Below are 19,303 nucleotides of genomic sequence, written 5' to 3'. Positions count from 1 at the left end.
AGCCGGGCGGTGTCAGGCCACCGGGAACACCAGCCGCGCCCGCGTTCCCCGCAGCGGAGCCGGATCCAGGTGCAGCCGCGCCCCGCATTCCTGCGCCAAACCCGTCACGATGCCCAGTCCGAGACCCGCGGCACCGTCCGGTCCGCGGCCGAAACCGGGCCCGTCGTCGGAGATCTCCACGGTCGCGGTTCCGCCGCCCGGCTCCGCCGCCGGTGAGCGGGTGATGCCCAGTTCGACGACGCCGTGCGGGCCCGCCGCCCGCATCGCGTTGTCCAGCAGGTTCGACAGCATCCGCCACACCGCGGTCGCGTCGGCCCGCACCGGCACCGGCGCGCCCGGCCGCACCAGCAGCGTCGGCGCCCCCGCTCGGGCGCGGGCGGTCGCGAGCCGACCGAGCAGGCCGTGCAGCTCCACCGGGACCGGCTCCGCGGGCGCCGCGCCGGAGGCGACCAGGTCCAGCAGCCTCGCCAACTCCTGGCTCATCACCTCCAGGCGGTCCGTCGCCGCGGGCGGCAGCGCACCGTCGGCGCGCATCCCTTCGGCCAGGTACGAGACGGCGGCCAAGCCGTGCCCCAGGTCGTGCAGCAAGCCGCGCAGGCACCGTTCCGCTGCCGGCGGTGCAGGCGCGGGCAAGGATTCGGTTCGCACCACCGCTCCCCTCCGCTCCGAGATGACGTGGCCGGATCCGCGCCGGCCGTGCTAACCGGGTCGTCGCGGATCCGGGGCCCGCACGTTGCAGTCTCATTCCTTCAGGGGATGACGGTCACCGCAGGTCACGGATGTACGCCGGGAGGTCCACCACGGCACCGGAGGGCCGTGACCCGCTAGCGGCCGGAGTCACCGGGTCCGGCCGGTACGCGGCGGCGAGGTCCGCCGCGAGCGCGACCTCGGTGTGCACGCCCGCCACCCGAGCGCGGGCCGCGGCGGCGAGCCCGGCCGCCCAACCCGGCTCGGCCAGCAGGCTTTCGACGGCCGAGCCCAGCAGGTCCGGGCGAGCCGGGGGCACCAGCAGGCCCGTCATGCCCGGCACGACCACGTCGCCGATCGCGTTCACCGCGGTCGCCACCACGGGCACCTCGGCGCTCATCGCCTCCACCACCGCCAGCGGCAGGCCTTCGTAGCGACTGGACTGCACGAACACGTCGAACGCCGGCACCAGTTCCGCCGCGTCCGGGCGTTCCCCGGCCAGTTCGACGCGCACGCCGAGCCGCGTCGCCGCCGTGCGCACCCGCGCGGCGCGCTCCCCGTCGCCGATCCACACGCCGATCACGTCCCGTCGGCGCAGCGCCGCCAGCGCGCGGACCCAGTCCTCCGGTGCCTTCTGGTAAACGAGCCTGCCCACCGCGCCGACGACCGTCGCCGACGGCGGCAGCCCCAGCGCGCGGCGGGCGCGACCGGGGCGGATCTCCACCGGGCGCACCGCGACGCCGGTGGTGCGGACCCGTTCCGGTGCGACGAGGCCGCGCCGCACCGCCTCCACCGCCACCCCGGTGCCGACGCACAACGCGACGTCGGTGACCTCGCCCAGCGCCCGCTCCACCGCCAGGTACGCCCGCCTGCGCGGTGCGCGCTGGAACTCGTGGAACGGGAAGCCGTGGTAGGAGTGCACGATCCGGCCCGCCCCGGTGCGGCGGGCCGCGATCCTGCCGAGCACCCCGGCTTTCGCGCAGTGGGTGTGCACGACGTCGAAATCCCCGCGCCGCAGCAGCGCGGTGAGCCGCCGCAGCGCGCGCAGGTCGTGGCCCGGGGAGATCGGCGCGCGCAACGCCGGTTCGAGCACCGTCGGCAGCCCCGCTTCGGCCGCTTCGCGCAGCAACCGGCCGCCGCTTCCGGTGATCACGGTGACGTCGAACTCGCGCGGATCCAGCCCCAGCGCCCCGCGCAGCGCCATCACCCCCGCGCCGCCTTCGAGCCTGGTGATGATCGTGGCGACGCGCCTCCTGCGGCTCATCGGGGATCCGGCGGGGAGAGCTCCCCGGCGGCGCCGGGCGCGGCCGGGTTCGTGCGCAGGCCCGCGGCGGCGGCCACGCTCACCGCCTCCAGCTGGGAGTGCACCCGCAGCTTCGCGAGGATGCTGCGGGTGTGGGTGCGGACGGTCTCCACGGAGATCCGCAGCTCCTCCGCGATGCGGCTGCCGCGCTTGCCGTCGACCATGCCGCGCAGCACGTCGCGCTCCCGGTCGCTGAGCACGTCCAGCGGCCCGTCCCGGCGACCGGCGCGCGCCACGTCCTCCCGCAGCCGCAGCAGGATCTCGCCGAGCACTTCCGGCGGGAACCAGGCGTGGCCCGCGCACACGCCGCGCAGCACGGTCGTCAGCTCCTCCACCCCGCACTCCTTCGGCACCCACCCGGCCGCACCGGCCCGCGCCGCGTCGACCGCGCGCTGCCGGTCGAGCCCACCGGTGAGCACCACGACCCGCGTCGAGGGGCGCCGCAGCAGCACCGCCTCCACCAGGTCCCCGGTGGAGGTCACCGGGTCCACGTCGAGGGTCACGACGTCGGGGCGCAACCGGTCGACCGTCGCGGGCAGCCTCGGATCGTCGGTGGCGCAGCGGCCGACCACCCAGATGTCGCCGACGTCGGAGAGCCTGGCGCTCAACGCCTCCGTGAGCATGAGGTGGTCGTCCACCATCAGCAGCCGCAGCACGTTCACCCCCTCACCGTCGCGCCCGGCCGCCCGGAAGTCCTCATCCACCTGCGGGAGCGGCACCCGACGAGACCGGGAGAACCGGGTGAATCCCGACGGCCTCACCCGACGCGCGCGTCCACGCCGGGGGTGTCGGCTGCCGGGTCGATGCTGTGGCGGCGCGGGCTGCTCCACCGGCCGTTGGAGCTCGACCACCACGCCAGCGGCAGCGACGACAGCGCGATCGCCGAGTCCAGCACCCGCAGCGGCAGGAACAGCCACGCGTAGAGCAGGAACCGGGGTTGCCGCTGGATCAGCGTCACCACGCACGTCAGCAGCAGGTCCGGCAGCACGATTCCCAGCAGCAGCGCGGGAATCGTCAAGTAGCCGGACACCGCCTCGTAGGTCCCGGCGAACCACGGCACCGCCAGCGCGCCGCCCGCCAGCTCCGGGACGAGCAGCACCAGCAGCACCAGGGGCAGCAGCACCAGCATGATGCTGCTGGTGAGCAGTTCCAGCAGCAGCAGCGAGAGCATCGCGGTGAACAGGTTCGGCTTCGGCGGGTGCCTGCGCACCGTCTGCCACAGCCCGAGCGACCACCGCTTCGACTGGCGCACGTAGTCGCGCATCGTGCCCGGGTCTTGGGTCTCGGCCACCGCCGTGGGCGTGAACCCGACCTTGCCGAGCCGCTTCTGGTAGACCTCGAAGGTCATGTTGAAGTCCTCGATGACCAGTCCCGGCGGGTTCACCTCGATGTTCGGCAGCACGTCGGTGCGGTAGAGGCTGGCGAAGCCCGGGACGATGTGCGTGGCGTTGACGTGGCGCCAGGTCTGGCCGAACTTCAGCAGGTACTGCGTCATCGAGTAGATCCGCTGCCGGTGGAACGCCACCAGCCTGCCCGAGAAGGACAACGACCGGTCCCGCCACGAGGTGCGCACGCACCCGGCCACGGCGACCACGTCCGGATCGTCGAACAGCGGCAGCGCGGCGCCGAAGTAGCCCGGTTCGACGCGCGTGTCGGCGTCCAGCAGCATCACCAGGCGGAACCGGCGGACCAGCCGGAACCGGCGGATGCCGACCTGCAACGCGCCCGCCTTGCCGACGTTCTCCTCGGTGCTGATCACGTTCACCCCGGCGCGGCGGGCGAATTCCACGGTGCGGTCCGAGGACCCGTCGGACACGACGTGCACCTGCTTCGGCGGGATCAGCGCGGTGATCGCCCGCAGGCTCTCCCGGATGACGAGTTCCTCGTCGTGCGCGGCGATGAGCACCGCGACGTCGGTGAGCTTCAGGTTCGTCGCCCGCCGCAGGCGGTGCCTGCCGGGTTCCGCCTTCTTCTCGCGGTGCGCCTGCAGATCGGTGACCACGGCCTTGCGCGGGCGCATCCGCGTGCGCAGCGAACCGTGCCAACCGTCGAGCACCCGCAACAACCCGATCAGGCCCCACAGCGTGAAGTTCGCGCCGAAGACCGCGATCGCCAGCACCCACCACGGGATCACGACACCGTCCCCCTCATTCGTCCACCGGCAGGCTTTCCGCGACCCGGTTCCAGGTGGCGGTGTCCTCGTAGCCGTACATCCACAGGTAGACGCCGCGGATCCCGGATCCGCGGGCCACCTCGAACTTCGCCTTGGAGCTGACCGAATTCTCGAACCACACCTCGTGCTCCCGGCCGCCCTCGTCGGTGTAGCGGAACCAGGGGGTCTGGCTCACCGGGTCGTAGTGCGTCTCCGCGCGGTGCTTGGTGGCGAGCTGGAACGCCTGCAGCCAGGTGACGTTGGCGCCCTGGTTTCCGACCCAGTCGTAGCCGTAGAGCGGGATGCCCAGCACGATCCGCTCGGGCGGGATCTGCGTCTTGGCGTACTGCACGACCTCGCGCACCCAGCCGATCGGCGCGACCGGTCCAGGCGGTGAGGTCCCCCAGTGGAAGTCGTAGCCCATCAGCCGGACCTGGTCGGCGGCGCGGCCGATGGCGGCGAAGTCCTGCGCCACGTTGCGCTCGTCGTAGCCGGCGTCGCTGTCCTTCGCGAACACCGCCACCGACAGCGTTCTGCGCTCCGCGTGCAGCGCGGCGCCGAGTTCGGTGACGAACGCGCTGAACACCTCCCGGTCGCCCGCGCGCAGGTTCTCGTAGTCGATGTCGATGCCCGCGTAGTCCTCCCGCTCGACCAGCGCGACGATCTCCCGCACGTGCCGGTTCCGCAGCCGCGGATCGTGCAGCACCTTCGCGACCGGCCCGTACGCCCAGCGGCCGTCGGTGATGTTGGCCAGCGACGCCACCACCGGCACGCCCGCGTCGCGCAACTTGTCGACCTGCTCGGAGACCTCGGCGGTCCGCTCCGGCGGGAACTGGTGGGTGATGGTGCCGTCGTCGCCGAGCCCGTAGATCCACGGCGACACCTCGTTCACCGAGTCCCGGTTGGCGACCACGGTCGCCGTCCCGTTGCCCAGGTTCCAGAACGGCAGCGAGGCCACCACGAGCGTGCCGGGTTTCGCTGGCGACATCATGCGCGGCGCGGCCATCACGACCACCAGCAGCGCGGCGATCGCGATGAGCGCGATGAACCAGATCGACCCGCCGAAGTGGCGCACGCGCCGGGCGCGGGGACTCCGCGCCCGGTCCAGGTCCCACGGCGGCGGCCCGTCCCGTTCCGGCTCGGGTTCCCCGGATCCGGTCCGCACCCGGCGCCACCACGTCGCGAGCTTCGCGCCGAGCCCACCGCTCGCAGCGGCCCCCGCACCCGTCGCCACTTCATCCCGTTCGCCCTCCCGCACCCCGTCGTCGTGCATGTCCCCTCCGCTACGCCGACACGACCTGCGCCGCGCGCGTCTGCTCGTCGATGACGGCGCGAACGATGTCGTCGAGCGTGCGGGTGGGCTGGAAGCCGATCAGCGCCCGCGCCTTCGCGCAGTCCGGCACCCGGCGTTGCAGGTCCTCGTAACCGGGCCCGTAGGCGTCCTCGTAGGACATCTTCACGACCCCGGCGTTCGATCCGGTCAGCTCCAGCACCTTCGTCGCGAGCTCCATGATGGACACCTGCTCGGTGCTGCCGAGGTTGATCGCGGTCCCGTTCGCCTCCGGGACGTCCACCAGCCGCACCAGCGCGGGCACCACGTCGAGCACGTGGCAGAAGCAGCGGACCTGGTGCCCGGTGCCGAACACGGTCAGCGGCCGGTCGTCGAGCGCCTGGCCGACCAGCCGCGGGATGACCATGCCGTAGCGACCGGTCTGCCGGGGGCCGACCGTGTTGAACAACCGCACGATCACCGCGTCCAACCCGAGTTCCCGGACGTAGGAGCAGGTCAGGCTCTCGTCGATCGCCTTGGCCTCGGAGTAGGTCCAGCGGGTCTTGAGCGGTGAGCCGATCAGCCTGTCATCGGTCTCGGACAAGCCCGGTTTGGTGTTCTTGCCGTAGATCTCGCTGGTGGAGGCCACCAGCACCCGCGCTCCGTGGCGGTGTGCGGAATCGAGCACGTTCTCGGTGCCGTGCACGTTGGTGAGCAGGCTGCGCAGCGTGCGCTCCTGGATGACGAACGCCCCCACCGCCGCCGCCAGGTGGAACACGACGTCCACTTCGGACACGAGGTCGTCGATGAGGGAACCGTCGAGGATGGTGCCCTGCACGAAGCGGAAGGCCGGCGCGTCCTGCGGCAGGTTCGCCGTGCTGCCGGTGCTGAGGTCGTCCACGCCGAGCACGGTGTGCCCCTCGGCAAGCAGGTGTTCGACCAGGTGCGAGCCGATGAAACCGGCGGCTCCGGTGACCAGCGCCCTCATCGCGCACCCCCGCCCTGCTCCGCGGCCAGCGGCCGGTTCAGCCCCGCCCCGCGCCGGGTCGTGGAGTGCAGCCGTTCGTAGAGGTCGTCGATGCGGCCGGTGACGGCCTCGATGCCGTACAGGTCGCGGATCACCGGCACGTCGCCGCGCGGGCGCCGGTCGGTGACCTCGGCGGTGATCTCCTTGCGCATGCCTTCGACGTCGCCCGGGACCTGCCGGGCCCGGTCGGTCCGCACGCCGTCCAGCGCCGGGCACGTCGTGTAGAGCACCGGCATCCCGTTGGCCAGCGCCTCCAACACCGACAACCCGAAGGTCTCCTGCGCCGAGGACGCCACGAACAGGTCGAACGCGGAGAGCATCGCGGAGACGTCGTGGCGCTCACCGGCGAACACCACGTGCTCGGCCACGCCGAGCTCCGCGGCCAGCGCCTCCAGCTTCTCCCGTTCGGCGCCGCCGCCGACGACGAGCAGCTTCCCGCCCTCGCCCAGCAGCGGGGCCGCGGCCTCGATCACCATGTCGAAGCGCTTGTTCGGGTCGAGCCTGCCGAGCACGCCGATCACGTGGGCCCGCTCGTCGATGCCGTGCTCCGCGCGGACCCGCGCGCGGGCGGCCGGGTCGAAGCTGACGCGGCCGAAGTCCACCCCGTTCGGGATCACGCTGATCTTGTCCCCGCGCATCCCCCACTTCGCGAGCCGGTCGGCGACCGTCTGCGACACCGCGATCGTCCGCTGCGCGAACACGTCGGTGCCGAGGTAGAGGCCGCGGACCCCGGCGGTCATCCGCCTGCGCTCCAGGTGCGTCTCGCCGATCGAGTGCTCGGTGCCGACCACCACGGGCGTTCCGGCCAGGCACGCGGCGAGCTTGCCGTAGACGCACGCCCGGTACAGGTGGGTGTGCACCACGTCGTAGCCGCCCTCGCGGATCAGCGCCCGCATCCGCAGCACCGCGCCCAGCTGCGTGTTGCTGGTCATGCCCAGGTCGCGGACCCGGACCCCGTCCCCGGTGATCATCCCTGCGACGTCACCCGGGTTGTAGAGCGCGAGCACCTCCGATTCGTGCCTGGTGTGCTGCAGGATCGACCTCAGCTGCAGCTCGGCGCCACCGACCCCCAGACCGGTGATCACGTGCAGAACCTTCATCGCTGTCCTCCCCCCATAGCGGTGGTCAGCACGATGCCGACCGTCCTGGCCACGACCACCACGTCCAGCCACGGCGTCCAGTTCTCGATGTAGCGGTTGTCGAACTCGGCCCGTTCCGGGATCGAGGTGTCCCCGTGCAGGCCGTGCACCTGCGCCCACCCCGTCATGCCGCCGCGCACCCGGTGCCGGTCGTGGTAGCGCGGGATTTCGCGGGCGAACCGTTCGGCGTAGCAGGGCCGCTCCGGGCGCGGCCCCACCACGGACATCTCGCCGCGCAGCACGTTGCCCAGCTGCGGCAGCTCGTCGAAGTGGGTGCCGCGCAACCAGCGGCTCAGCGGCGTCGTGTCGGTGGCGCACACCGACCAGCCCTGCTCCGAGCCGACCGGCACCGTGCGCAGCTTGACGACGGTGGCCGACCGGCCGGCGCCGGTGACGCGGCGCTGCCGGAACAGCGCGGCCCCTCCCCCGCCGAGGCGCACCGCCGCGGCCAGCACCAGCAGCACCGGCGCCAGCAGCACCAGCAGCGCACCGGCGACGACCACGTCGAACGCCCGCTTCGCGCGCACCGCCGCGCCGGTGTGCGCGAACCGGCGCAGCGGAACCAGCGGCACTCCCCAGACCTCGTCGAGGAAGCGCTGCGGCACCGCCACGCCCAGCTCCGGCAGGCTCGGCACCAGGTAGACCTCAGCGGGCAGCGGCCGGCAGTCCCGCACGATCGAGACCAGGTCCGCGTCGGTGTCCCCGGCGCAGAGGATCACCCGGGTGGCCCGGTGGCGGACCACCAGCTCACCGAGGCGCTGCGGGCGTCCCAGCACCGGCGTCCCGTCCCCGGCCGGTCCGTCCGCGAGGAACGCCGGTCGCAGGCCGAACTCCGGGTGCTCCCGCAACGCGCGGGCCAGCCGCGTCCCGACGGGACCGGCGCCGACGATCAGCACCGGCTCGACGAGCAGGCCCCGGCGGTGCGCCGCGCGCATCCCCGCGCCGCCCGCACCGCGCGCCAGCACCAGCGCGCCCGCGCCGGCCGGTGCCAGCCACCCGGATTCGGTCCACGGCACCAGCAGCGCCGCGGGCACCGCGGCGGCCCCCGCGAGCCGCGGCACCTGGTCCCCGACGCGCAGGCAGATCCGCAGCCGCTGCCCGCCGTCGACGGCCAGCACCACCAGCACCACCGCCACGTACAGCGCGCCGGGCAACCCCGGCACACCCATCGCGAACGCGACCGCGGTCAGCGCGGCCGCGTCGACCACCGGCCACAGCACCACCGGCAGCAGCCGCGGCGCCGCGCGCTCCCCGGTTCGCACCGGGGAGCGCAGCGCACACGGCATCGGGCCGGGGCCGGGCCGCAGGTCGGCGATGCTCATCCGGCGGCTCCGGCGGGCACCCGGCTCTTCGGCGCCGAGGACGACAGCCGCGCGCTGACCCGCCGCACCGCGTGGTCCGAGCCGTAGACGAACCGCATCACCGGCCCGTGGCTCGGCGCCACCGAGGCACCGACGAAGAACAGGCCCGGCACCGAGGACTCGAAGTGGGCGTCCACCCGCGGCGTGCGCGCCAAGGTCCGCAACCGGGACCGCAGCCGCGGGTTCAGGAACCCGAACCGCTCCAGGTCCGGCGGATACCCCGTGGCGCACACCACGTGGTCGGCGGTGAACTCGCGACCACCGCCGCCGAAGGTGCGCACTCCCAGCTTCACCTGCTCACCGACCGTCTTCGCCCAGTCGACGGTGTGCCCGACGTGCACCGGGAAGACGCCCTCCACGCGACTGCGCAGCCACCACGCCCCGGCCGGGCCGAGCGCCGTGCGCGCCCGGAACACCCGCTGCCCCTCCGGCAGGTGCCGGAACAGGTCGGGGTGCTCGGAGTAGAACCAGGTCGACAGGCCCGAGCCGAGCCCCGCCTCCGGCTCCCGCATCCGCCGCAGCAGCGGCCGGTCCGGCAGCAGCGGCCTGTTGTTCCACGCCACGTCCCTGGCGCGCGCGATCAACCTCACCGAGGCGCCGTTCTCGTGCAGCAGCGCCGCCGACTCCAACGCGGACTGACCCGCGCCCATCACCAGCACCTCGGCGCCGTCGAACCGGGCCAGGTCGGTGTGCTCGGAGCTGTGCGTGCACAGCTCCGGCGGCAGGTCCGCGAACACCTCCGGGGTCCGCGCGAAGTGCTGGACGCCCGCGGCGACCACCACGGAGCGGGCCTTGGCCCGGCTCCCGTCGGCCAGTTCCAGCTCGAACACGCCGTCCCGCCGGTCCAGGTCGGTGACCAGCACCTGCTCCACGTCCAGGCCGCGCTGGTCGCGGAACCAGTCGGCGTAGGCGGTGAAGGTCTCCAGGGACACCGGCACGCCGTAGTCGGCGTAGCCGCGGCCGGTCTCCTGGCAGAAGTTCCGCAGCGTGTGCGAGCGGTCCGGATCGGACAGGTTCGAGGCGAATCCCTGCGATTTCAGGAACATGCCGCGCGGCATCTTGCTGCGCCACAGGTCCATCGGGATGCCGAAGTGCCGGTAGCTCACGCCGCCGGCCCGCAGGTGCGCGGCCAGCGACAGCCCGTACGGACCGGCGCCCACGACGGCGACGTCGACGGTGTCGTTCATCAGTGACCCTCCTTGACCGCATACGGCGACCGTCGCCGCTGCCGATTCCCCGTTCTCGCGTCCCGTTCCGCCCGTGCGCGGAAGCGCGGCGGTTCCACCACTTGCACGCTCGGGCGCGGAGCGAGCCGCCGCGTCAGGGCGCGGCGCCCCATCCACCCGCACATCAGCGCGAAGGGCGCGAGGTCGTCGCGGGCGAACCACGCCATCTCGTCGACACCCCACAGCGAACGCGCCCACCCGAGCAGTCCCAGGTCGCCGCGGCGCCAGTAGCCCAGCGCGCCGATCGGGTCGTAGTTCTCCACCAGGAATCGGCGCCCCACAGGGGGAATCCCTTCCGGCACCGGCTGCCCGGTGAGGTCCAGATAGGCCGCGAGCGCCACGTCCATGCCCGCGGAGTCGCGGAACAACCGGAACTGCGCGCCCAGCCGCGGGTTGAAGTCCAGCAGCCGGTAGGTGCCGTCGCGGCTGTCGAACCGGAAGTCCAGGTCCGCGATGCCGCGGAAGTCCAAGCGCCGCAACAACTCCGAGGCCTGGGCCCGAAGCACCGTGTTCGACGCGCACCGGCCCAGCGTGGTGAGCCCGGCGTGCGCCGGGTAGGACCGCAGCTTCACCCCGGTGAACGCGGGGCGGCACCCGGCGGATCCCCGGTAGGCGTGGAAGAACCAGTCGTTGCCGCTGCCGCCGGGCACGTACTCCTGCAACATCAGCAGACCCGCGTCCTGGGATTCGCAGACCTCGGCGATCTCCAGCAGTTCCGCGCGGGACCGCAGGATCGACGTGCTGCGCACCTTCGCGCGGCCACCGGACGTCCACGGCGTCGCGAGCTTCGCCACCAGCGGAAAACCCGTCTCCGCCGCGAATTCCGCCGCCTCCGCCCTGGTGCGCACGAGTTCCGCGCGCGGCGTCGGCACGCCCAGGTCCCGGCACACGTCCTGCAAGGTGAACTTCCCCGCGATCTCCCGGGGCAGCTCCGGTGACGGGTCCGGGAAGCGGAACCAGTGCCGCAGCGCGGCGCCGTGCTCGGCCAGGTGGATCGCGGCGGCGTCGTCGGTCGGGAACAGCACCGCGGGCCTGCCGAGCCGTTCCGCCAGCGCCGCGAGCCCCAGGTTGATCCGCTCCGGGTCGGCGAGCTCCGGGCGCCACCACCAGCGCCCCCGCAGGTAGCGGGAGTGCGCGGCGGGCGCCATCGGGTCCTCGTGCACCGCGTACACCGGTACCCCGACGCGGCCCAGGCTGCGGATCAGCCCGAGCCCGCCGTGGTGCAGCACGTTCGGGTCCAGCTTGAACACCACCGCGGGCGTGGCGGTGTCGATGCCCTCCGGCTCCGGTCCCATGCCCGCCTCACACGACCTGGCGGTGCGGCGCCAGGTCGAACTGGTACGTCGCGTCCAGCACCTGCGGGCAGTCGCCCGCCCACGCGTAGTCGAACCCCGGGTGCACCGTGTGCACGATGACCAGGTCCCAGTCGGCGCCGCGCGGTTCCGGCTCACCGGTCAGCCGGGAACCGTCGGGAAGCTCGACCTCACCGATCAGCGGGTCGTGGTAGCGCACGTCCACGCCCAGCCGAGTCAGCCCGGCGATGATCGGCAGCGCCGGGGACTCCCGCAGGTCGCGCACGCCCGCCTTGTAGCTCACCCCCGCCATCAGCACCCGCGCCCCGATCGCGCCGGTCCCGGCGGCTGCCAGCATGCTCTCGGCGCGGCGCACCACCTGGTCCGGCCGCAGGTCGATGGAGCGCATCGCCTGGTCGATCACCGGTGCCGCGACGCCCTTCTCCCGCAGCTGCCACAGCAGGTAGTGCGGATCGCACGGGATGCAGTGCCCGCCGACTCCGGGGCCGGGGAAGCTGCCGAGGAAGCCGTAGGGCTTGGTGCCCGCCGCGATGGTCACCTCGATCGGGTCCAGCGACAACGCGCCGCAGATGTCGGCGATCTCGTTGGCCAGCGCCAGGTTCACGGCGCGGAAGATGTTCTCGTACAGCTTGGTCAGCTCCGCCGACTCCGGGGAACCGACCAGGTACACCGAGTTCGTGAGGTCGCCGATCACCCGCGCCGCCCGCGCCGAGCACTCCGGCGTGACGCCGCCGACGATGCGCGGGGTGTCGCGCTGCACGTGGTCGTGGTTGCCGGGGTCGATGCGTTCCGGGCTGAACGCCACGTGCACCTCGGTGCCGACCCCCAAACCGCGGCGCCGCAACGGTTCCACCAGCAGTTCCCGCGTGGTCCCGACGAACGTCGTGGACGTGAGGATGATCGTCTGGCCGGGCCGGGCGTGCGCCACCGCCGTCGCGCACGCGCCGCGCAGCGCGGCGAGGTCCGGCACCCGGTCCTCGTCCACGGGCGTGGGCACGCACACCACGACCGTGTCCGCTTCCGCCAGCGCCTCGGGATCGTCGACCAGGCGCAGCGATCCGTCGGCGAGCGCGTCGTGCAGCACCGCGCGTTCCGCGTCGGGCAGGTCCACGTCGCCGTCGGCCACTGCCCGCAACCGCGCTTCGCTGATGTCGACGCCGACGACGCTGGAACGCCGGGCGGCCAGCCCGCACGCGGTCGGCAGGCCCACGTAGCCCAGCCCGAGGATCACCACCGTCTCCTGCCGGGCCTTCGGCACGCGGGTTCCGAGTCCGGAGACGCGGCGGACCGCGTCCTCCTCGGACCGGTCCTGGTAGGCGACCAGCCGACCGGACAACTGCCGCTCCCGGCCGTTGACCGCCAGCGCGAGGTGATGCTGGGTCACGTTTCCTCCCCCAGTTTCGCGTGTCCCGTGCCGCGCGGTTCTCGCCGCCGGCTCGTTCCGGTGTCCCGTGGTCGGGCCGGGCGGTCGCGGCCCCCACCGCGTTCCGCCCGCCCGATGTCGCCGTTGTTCGTCCGCGGTTTTCAGAATCGCAGTGCGCAGCGGTAGGACCGCTCCCCCAACGGCGGTAGCGCCCCTACCGAAACCGCAGGAATCTCGGCGCGGGGATCTCCGCCGCGCGGGTGGCGGTGAGCCCGTGCCGGACGCGTTTCGCGTCGAGCCGCAGCGCGCCGTCCCGATCGCCGACGTAGGTGCGCGGCAGCGCGTGCGGGCCCGAGAACTCGCAGCGCCAGATCGCGCAGCCGTAGCCGTAGCCGGCTTCCCGCACCGCGCCGACCGCGGCGGCGTCCACGGCGCCGTACGGGTAGCAGAACCCGTTGACCGGCTGGCCGGACAGCGCTTGCAGCACCGGGCGGCTCTTGCCGACCTCGGCGGCCAGCTCGACCGGGTCCAGCTCCGTCAACCGGCGGTGCCCGACGCTGTGCGAGCCGATCTCCATGCCCTCGGCCGCGACCCTGGCGACCTCGTCCTCTGTCATCAGCGATTTGCGCGGGCCCGCCGGGTCCCAGTCGTTGTGCCCGCCCATCATCCCGGAGATCACGAACACGGTCGCCGTCCAGCCGTACCGGCGCAGCAGCGGGTGGACCGTGTCGGCGAAGTCGGTGTAGGCGTCGTCGAAGGTCAGCCCCACCAGGCCCCGGCCCCGCCCCGCGCGGCGGGCGGCCAGCAGTTCCCGCATCGACACCCCGGTGCACCCGCGCGCCCGCAGCCAGCGCAGCTGCCGTTCGAACCGCGCCGGTTCCACCGTGACCAGGTACGGGTCGTCGGTGTACTCGGACACCGAGTGGTACATCAGCACGTACGGGAACGACTGCGGCACCCGTCGCCGGGTGGGCTGTTGCGCTGTCCGGGTCATCACCGGCCGCCCTTCTGGTCACGTCCTCGGCGGACCGTCGCACGGCGGGCTGCGGCGCGGACCGGTCGCGCGGGTGAGCCCGGGTAACCCGGTTGCACGAGACGGCACCGCGGAGAGGTGATCAACTGCCCGTTTCGGGGCGATCGGTAGGATCGGGCGAATCAGCGCACCGGACCACGAGCACGCCGAGGAGTTGACAGTGGCCGCGGCCTCCCGTCGAGAACCAGCACACCAGGACGGGCCCGCCGACCCGGCCCCGGACGACGACCTCGGCACCGCCGCGAGCCGGAACGGGCACGTTCCCGAGTCGCGTGCGCGCCGGGACTCCGACTCCGCGCCGCCGCAGGCCGGAATCCGCGATCTGATCGCCGCCTACCCGTGGCTGCCGGTGGTGCTGGGCCTGCTGCTGAGCGCGCTGGGCGTGTGGTGCTTCACCGGGCTCACCGAGCAGGTCTACCAGGGCGGTCCGCTGGTCCGCCTCGACGAGCACCTGCTGCGGGTGTCGCTGGGCCTGCGCTCCGGGCTGCTGGTGGGGGCGCTGGCGGTGCTCACCTGGCTCGGCGACGTGCTGGTGGTGCTGCCGTTGAGCCTCGCGATCGGCGTGCTGATCGGCGTCACCCGGCACCGGTGGTCGCCGCTGGTGCTGCTGGCGCTGTCGTCAGCCGGCACTGGGCTCGCCGTGTACCTCATCAAGATCATGATCGCCCGGCCGCGACCGCTCGTGGTGGACGCGGTCGTCGTCGAGGACGGATTCGGCTTCCCCTCGGGGCATTCGGCGCACGCCGCCGCGCTCTACCTCATGCTCGGCGCGTTCGCGCTGCGGCTGCTGCGCACCCGGTGGGCCCGCAACGCCCTGTTCACCGCCGCCGTGCTCGCGATCGTGATCACCGGGTTCAGCCGGGTGATGCTCGGCGTGCACTCCCCCACCGACGTGCTGGCCGGGTGGACGCTCGGCGCGTCCTGGACGGTGCTGCTGCTGAGCCTGTGGCTGTTCGCCGAGCACCTGCCCCGGCTGATCGACTCCCTGGTGGCCCGCAAGCGGCGGGCCTCCGGGGACTGAGCGGGCCGCCCACCGACGGCCCGCCCGCGCCGCTCAGATCGTCCAGGTGTCGTTGCCCGTGAGCAGGCCCTGCAGGTCCGGCGGGTTGCTCTGCCGCGCCGCCGACGTCTGCTGGCGGGCGGCGTCGTCGTAGGTGGGGCGCGACACCGAGCGGAACACGCCGGTCACGGTCGGATCCAGGTTCACCCCTCCCAGCCTGGACAGCGCGTAGGCGAAGGAGCTGTCCTCGCGTTCCGCGTCGTGCACGACCACGTCGCCGGAGGCCACCTCGGCGAACGGCGCCACCGCCAGCTCACCGGCCGCGTTGCGCACCACGGCGGACTGCTCGCCCTCCGGGCCGAACACGATGGGTTCGCCGTGGCTCAGCGGGATGATGCGGCGCTGCTTCTCGTCCTTGTCCTTGAGCACGTCGAACGCGCCGTCGTTGAAGATCGGGCAGTTCTGGTAGATCTCCACCAGCGCGCTGCCCCGGTGCTCGGCCGCGGCCTGCAAGGTCTCCGTCACGTGCGCCCGGTCCGAGTCCAGCGTTCGCGCCACGAAGCTCGCCTCCGCGCCCAGCGCCAGCGACACCGGGTTGAACGGCGTGTCCAGCGAACCCGCGGGCGTCGACTTGGTGACCTTGCCGACCTCGGAGGTCGGCGAGTACTGGCCCTTCGTCAGGCCGTAGATCCGGTTGTTGAACAGCAGGATCTTCAGGTTCACGTTGCGCCGCAACGCGTGGATCAGGTGGTTGCCGCCGATGGACAGCGCGTCGCCGTCCCCGGTGACCACCCACACCGACAGGTCCGGGCGCTGGGTGGCCAGTCCCGTCGCGATCGCCGGGGCGCGCCCGTGGATCGAGTGCATCCCGTAGGTGTTCATGTAGTACGGGAACCGGCTGGAGCAGCCGATGCCCGAGATGAACACGATGTTCTCCCGCTTGAGCCCCAGCGTCGGGAGGAAGCTCTGCACCGCGTTGAGCACGATGTAGTCGCCGCAACCGGGGCACCAGCGCACTTCCTGGTCGGACTTGTAGTCCTTCGCGGTCTGCTTCTCGTCGCTGGTGGGCACGCCGTGCAGGCCGCCCACCTCCGGCAGTCCGAGGTCCGTCGTCGTCACGCCGACACTCCTTGCACCACATCGGTGAGCACGTTCTGGAGTTCCTCCGCTTGGAACGGGAGACCCGCGACCTTCGTGTGGCTGTGCACGTCCACCAGGAAGCGGGACCGCAGCAGCATCGCCAGCTGGCCGAGGTTCATCTCCGGCACGATCACCTTGTCGTAACGCCGCAGCACCTCGCCGAGATTCCCCGGCATCGGGTTCAGGTACCGCAGGTGTGCCTGCGCGATCGGCACGCCCTGCCCGCGCACCCGGCGGCAGGCGGCGCCGATCGGGCCGTAGGACGAGCCCCAGCCCAGCACCAGCACCTCGGCCCGCCCGGACGGGTCGTCCACTTCGAGGTCGGGCACCTCGACGCCGTCGATCTTCGCCTGGCGCAGCCGCACCATCTTGTCGTGGTTGTCCGGGTCGTAGGAGATGGCGCCGGAGCCGTCGGCCTTCTCCAGCCCGCCGATCCGGTGCTCGGTGCCGGGGTTGCCCGGCACCGCCCATTCGCGGGCCAGCGTCTCCGGGTCCCGCACGTACGGCCAGAAGTCACCGGAACCGTCCGGCGCGTTCGGCTCGGTCGCGAAGGTCACCCGCAGGTCCGGCAGCTTCGTGATGTCCGGGATCAGCCACGGCTCGGAGCCGTTGGCGATGGCCCCGTCGGACAGCAGCAGCACCGGGGTGCGGTAGCGCAGCGCGATCCGCGCCGCCTCCAGCGCCACGTCGAAGCAGTCCGCCGGGGACTGCGGCGCGAGCACCGGCACCGGGGACTCGCCGTTGCGGCCGTAGAGCGCCTGCAGCAGGTCCGCCTGCTCGGTCTTGGTGGGCAGCCCGGTGGACGGGCCGCCGCGCTGGATGTCGCAGATCAGCAGCGGCAGCTCCAGGGTGACCGCCAGCCCGATCGTCTCCGACTTCAGCGCCAGCCCCGGCCCGGAGGTCGTGGTCACCCCCAGCGATCCGCCGAACGCGGCACCCAGGGCCGCGCCGACCCCGGCGATCTCGTCCTCCGCCTGGAAGGTCGTGATGCCGAAGTTCTTGTGCTTGGCCAGCTCGTGCAGCACGTCGGAGGCCGGGGTGATCGGGTAGGTGCCCAGGAACATCGGCAGCCCGCTGCGCTGCCCGGCGGCGACCAGGCCGTAGGCCAGCGCCACGTTGCCGGTGATCTGGCGGTAGGTCCCGTTCGGCAGCGTCGCGGGCGCGACCTCGTAGGTCACCGCGAACGCCTCGGTGGTCTCGCCGTAGTTCCAGCCCGCGCGGAACGCGAGCACGTTGGCTTCGGCGATGTCGGGCTTCTTCGCGAACTTCTCCCGCAGGAAGCGCTCGGTGCCCTCGGTCGGCCGGTGGTACATCCACGACAGCAGGCCGAGCGCGAACATGTTCTTCGCGCGTTCGGCGTCCTTGCGCCCGACGCCGGCGGGTTCCGCGGCGCCGCGGGTCAGCTCCGCCATCGGGACGTGGTGCACCACGTACGGTTCGAGCTCGCCGGACTCCAGCGGGTTGTGCGCGTAGCCGACCTTGGTGAGGTTGCGCTTGGTGAACTCGTCGGTGTTGACGATGAGGATGCCGCCGTGCGGCAGGTCGCCCAGGTTGGACTTCAGCGCGGCGGGGTTCATCGCCACCAGCACGTCCGGCCGGTCGCCCGGGGTGAGGATGTCGTAGTCGGCGAAGTGCAGCTGGAAGCTGGACACGCCCGGCAGCGTCCCGGCGGGAGCGCGGATCTCGGCCGGGAAGTTCGGCAGGGTCGCGAGGTCGTTGCCGAAGGCCGCGGCCTCCGAGGTGAAGCGATCGCCGGTGAGCTGCATGCCGTCGCCGGAGTCCCCCGCGAAGCGGATCACCACGCGGTTGAGCTTGCGCGTCGTCGTGCCGTTCGGGGTGTCCTCGTTCGTGCGCTGGGAGTTCGCGGAGCCGTTGGCGCCCGGCCCGCTCGCGCCGGTCCCCGTCTGCTCCGGAGGCTGGTGCCCGTTCGTAGTCACCAATGGACCCGTTCCCTTTCCAGCTCGCGGGCACGCCCGCAAGCCACTCCGCCGCCCTGTGGCGCACGATACAGCTCGGTGCGGCGTTCTTACGCCGACCACACGCGGGACTCAAGGGGCGGGACGGTCTCCTGAGCCGAGCTAACATGAATTCCTCGGGGTTTTTCGGAGCCTTGTCGACGACGATTCACTACTGCCGGGTTAAATAGGATCGTCAGCCTGGTCAGAACCGCGACGACCCTCCCCGCTCACCCCGCCAGGCGCCCATCCGGACGCTCCGGGCCCCGATTCCGCGGGACCGCCCGGGAATCCGGGACGGCCGCCCCGCTCCGGTCACCGCACCATCACCGGCAGTGACGAACGCGGGCGCCCGAGCCGGATTTCGACCACTCCGCGCGAGGATTCGCGGGAAAGGCGGGCACATCGGGCGAAGAGCGGTTCGGCCGCACGGCCGAACCTCGTCGTCGCGCCGACCGAACGGCCGGGCGGCACCGCCCCCGACCTGCCGCGCGACCACCCCGGCCGACGACGACCGACACCGGGGCCGCATCGCCTGGGCGCCCTCTCGGGCCGCCCGGAGCCGGTGGGACTCGAATGCGTTACTCGCCGGTCACCTTGGCGTTCTCAGACAGGCGGGATCACGACTTTTTCATCCAAACCTGAACGAATCCCCTATTCTCTTTCTCAATTTCATCCCACCCGGAAGACATCCATCGTCCGATGGGAGTTCCGGGACTCCACCATCGCCCGACTCGACTTCATCGCGAAATCGACCGCAAAACCAACTCGCCCCCGCACGCGAAACGACGTCATCGACACGTAGACCGACCTCACGACAATGCGCGCGAAGCCGCACAAAAAAGCCTCGCTAATTCGATCATGTGAGCTCGATCATAGCCACGGGAAAACCGTTCACACCCGGCGCTCGCTAGGCCGGACGAGTGAACTCCAGCGCCCGTGACAACGCACCGCGAACCCCCGTGCCCGCGAACGACGGATGACCCGGCCACCCCCATGGCCGGGTCATCTCGCACAGCTCGGAATTCAGCTCGTGCCGGTCACGTCCCGGGCAACCCCAGCACGGCCGCCACGCAGGTCGCCAGATCCCCCGTCCGGTTCCACACCATCTCCCCAGGAGCCGCCGTCGCGGCTGGCAGGAACCGTGCCGCGCGGCAATCGTCCTGGTCGAAGATCCACAGGACGTCCATGCACGTCGCGGCGTCCCGCCAGCCGACCAGGCCGCCGATCTCCCCCTCGTCGTCCGCGAAGGCCCGGAAGGACCACCCCGCCGAGCGCAGGTCGTTCAGACCCGCCAGCTCCGGGTAAGCCCGCACCGCGGACTCCGCGTCACC

The 19,303-nt window shown here is 72.4% G+C and carries 16 protein-coding genes; 1 reads left to right on the top strand and 15 read right to left on the bottom strand.

Features of this window, described 5'->3' with window-relative positions; translation table 11 throughout:
- Positions 1 to 12: 12 nt before the first annotated feature.
- From BJ969_RS30545 to BJ969_RS11500, 12 genes are all read right to left on the bottom strand, one after another.
- The gene (locus BJ969_RS30545) at positions 13 to 648 is read right to left on the bottom strand and encodes an ATP-binding protein (protein WP_184478936.1); all 636 of its coding nucleotides are present in this window, start codon (positions 646 to 648) and stop codon (positions 13 to 15) included.
- A gap of 115 nt (positions 649 to 763) precedes the next feature.
- Positions 764 to 1,951, bottom strand: a complete 1,188-nt coding sequence (locus tag BJ969_RS11550; RefSeq protein ID WP_184478935.1) for a glycosyltransferase — start codon at positions 1,949 to 1,951, stop codon at positions 764 to 766.
- Positions 1,948 to 2,694 (bottom strand): LuxR C-terminal-related transcriptional regulator, encoded by a 747-nt coding sequence (locus tag BJ969_RS11545; protein WP_343071348.1) that lies wholly within the window; start codon positions 2,692 to 2,694, stop codon positions 1,948 to 1,950. Before BJ969_RS11545 ends, BJ969_RS11550 begins: the two co-directional genes overlap by 4 nt.
- Positions 2,695 to 2,747: 53 nt before the next feature.
- Positions 2,748 to 4,124, bottom strand: a complete 1,377-nt coding sequence (locus BJ969_RS11540; protein ID WP_184478934.1) for a glycosyltransferase — start codon at positions 4,122 to 4,124, stop codon at positions 2,748 to 2,750.
- A gap of 13 nt (positions 4,125 to 4,137) precedes the next feature.
- Positions 4,138 to 5,415, bottom strand: a complete 1,278-nt coding sequence (locus BJ969_RS11535) for a glycosyl hydrolase family 18 protein (RefSeq protein ID WP_184478933.1) — start codon at positions 5,413 to 5,415, stop codon at positions 4,138 to 4,140.
- 10 nt (positions 5,416 to 5,425) lie between these two features.
- A complete protein-coding gene (locus BJ969_RS11530; RefSeq protein WP_184478932.1) occupies positions 5,426 to 6,400 on the bottom strand; it encodes an NAD-dependent epimerase/dehydratase family protein in 975 nt (324 codons plus the stop codon).
- On the bottom strand, positions 6,397 to 7,539 hold the full coding sequence (locus BJ969_RS11525; RefSeq protein ID WP_184478931.1) for a glycosyltransferase: 1,143 nt from the start codon (positions 7,537 to 7,539) through the stop codon (positions 6,397 to 6,399). The genes BJ969_RS11530 and BJ969_RS11525 overlap by 4 nt, the downstream gene beginning before the upstream one ends.
- Complete coding sequence (locus BJ969_RS11520) at positions 7,536 to 8,900, bottom strand: sugar transferase (RefSeq protein ID WP_246456749.1); 1,365 nt, start codon at positions 8,898 to 8,900, stop codon at positions 7,536 to 7,538. Before BJ969_RS11520 ends, BJ969_RS11525 begins: the two co-directional genes overlap by 4 nt.
- Positions 8,897 to 10,126 carry an NAD(P)-binding domain-containing protein gene (locus BJ969_RS11515; protein WP_184478930.1) on the bottom strand — a complete coding sequence of 410 codons (1,230 nt, stop codon included), beginning with the start codon at positions 10,124 to 10,126 and terminating at the stop codon, positions 8,897 to 8,899. The genes BJ969_RS11520 and BJ969_RS11515 overlap by 4 nt, the downstream gene beginning before the upstream one ends.
- Positions 10,126 to 11,460, bottom strand: a complete 1,335-nt coding sequence (locus BJ969_RS11510; protein WP_184478929.1) for a carboxylate--amine ligase — start codon at positions 11,458 to 11,460, stop codon at positions 10,126 to 10,128. Before BJ969_RS11510 ends, BJ969_RS11515 begins: the two co-directional genes overlap by 1 nt.
- Positions 11,461 to 11,467: 7 nt before the next feature.
- Positions 11,468 to 12,862, bottom strand: a complete 1,395-nt coding sequence (locus tag BJ969_RS11505; RefSeq protein ID WP_184478928.1) for a nucleotide sugar dehydrogenase — start codon at positions 12,860 to 12,862, stop codon at positions 11,468 to 11,470.
- Positions 12,863 to 13,055: 193 nt separating this feature from the next.
- Complete coding sequence (locus BJ969_RS11500; protein ID WP_221315782.1) at positions 13,056 to 13,835, bottom strand: polysaccharide deacetylase family protein; 780 nt, start codon at positions 13,833 to 13,835, stop codon at positions 13,056 to 13,058.
- Between the two features lie 199 nt (positions 13,836 to 14,034).
- Here BJ969_RS11500 and BJ969_RS30800 point away from each other — a divergent pair, with 199 nt between their 5' ends.
- A complete protein-coding gene (locus BJ969_RS30800; RefSeq protein ID WP_184478927.1) occupies positions 14,035 to 14,895 on the top strand; it encodes a phosphatase PAP2 family protein in 861 nt (286 codons plus the stop codon).
- A gap of 33 nt (positions 14,896 to 14,928) precedes the next feature.
- On the opposite strand, the gene BJ969_RS11490 is transcribed toward BJ969_RS30800, so the two are convergent.
- From BJ969_RS11490 to BJ969_RS11480, 3 genes are all read right to left on the bottom strand, one after another.
- Complete coding sequence (locus tag BJ969_RS11490; RefSeq protein WP_184478926.1) at positions 14,929 to 15,993, bottom strand: thiamine pyrophosphate-dependent enzyme; 1,065 nt, start codon at positions 15,991 to 15,993, stop codon at positions 14,929 to 14,931.
- The gene (locus BJ969_RS11485) at positions 15,990 to 17,816 is read right to left on the bottom strand and encodes a 2-oxoacid:acceptor oxidoreductase subunit alpha (RefSeq protein WP_425503602.1); all 1,827 of its coding nucleotides are present in this window, start codon (positions 17,814 to 17,816) and stop codon (positions 15,990 to 15,992) included. The genes BJ969_RS11490 and BJ969_RS11485 overlap by 4 nt, the downstream gene beginning before the upstream one ends.
- 1,193 nt (positions 17,817 to 19,009) lie before the next feature.
- Complete coding sequence (locus BJ969_RS11480; protein WP_184478924.1) at positions 19,010 to 19,285, bottom strand: hypothetical protein; 276 nt, start codon at positions 19,283 to 19,285, stop codon at positions 19,010 to 19,012.
- Positions 19,286 to 19,303 lie beyond the last annotated feature (18 nt).

Origin of the sequence: Saccharopolyspora gloriosae (genome assembly GCF_014203325.1) — a bacterium.
Taxonomy (GTDB): Bacteria; Actinomycetota; Actinomycetes; order Mycobacteriales; family Pseudonocardiaceae; genus Saccharopolyspora_C; species Saccharopolyspora_C gloriosae.
The sequence above is the reverse complement of the archived record's forward strand: the minus strand, read 5'-3'. Positions and strand labels throughout refer to the sequence as shown.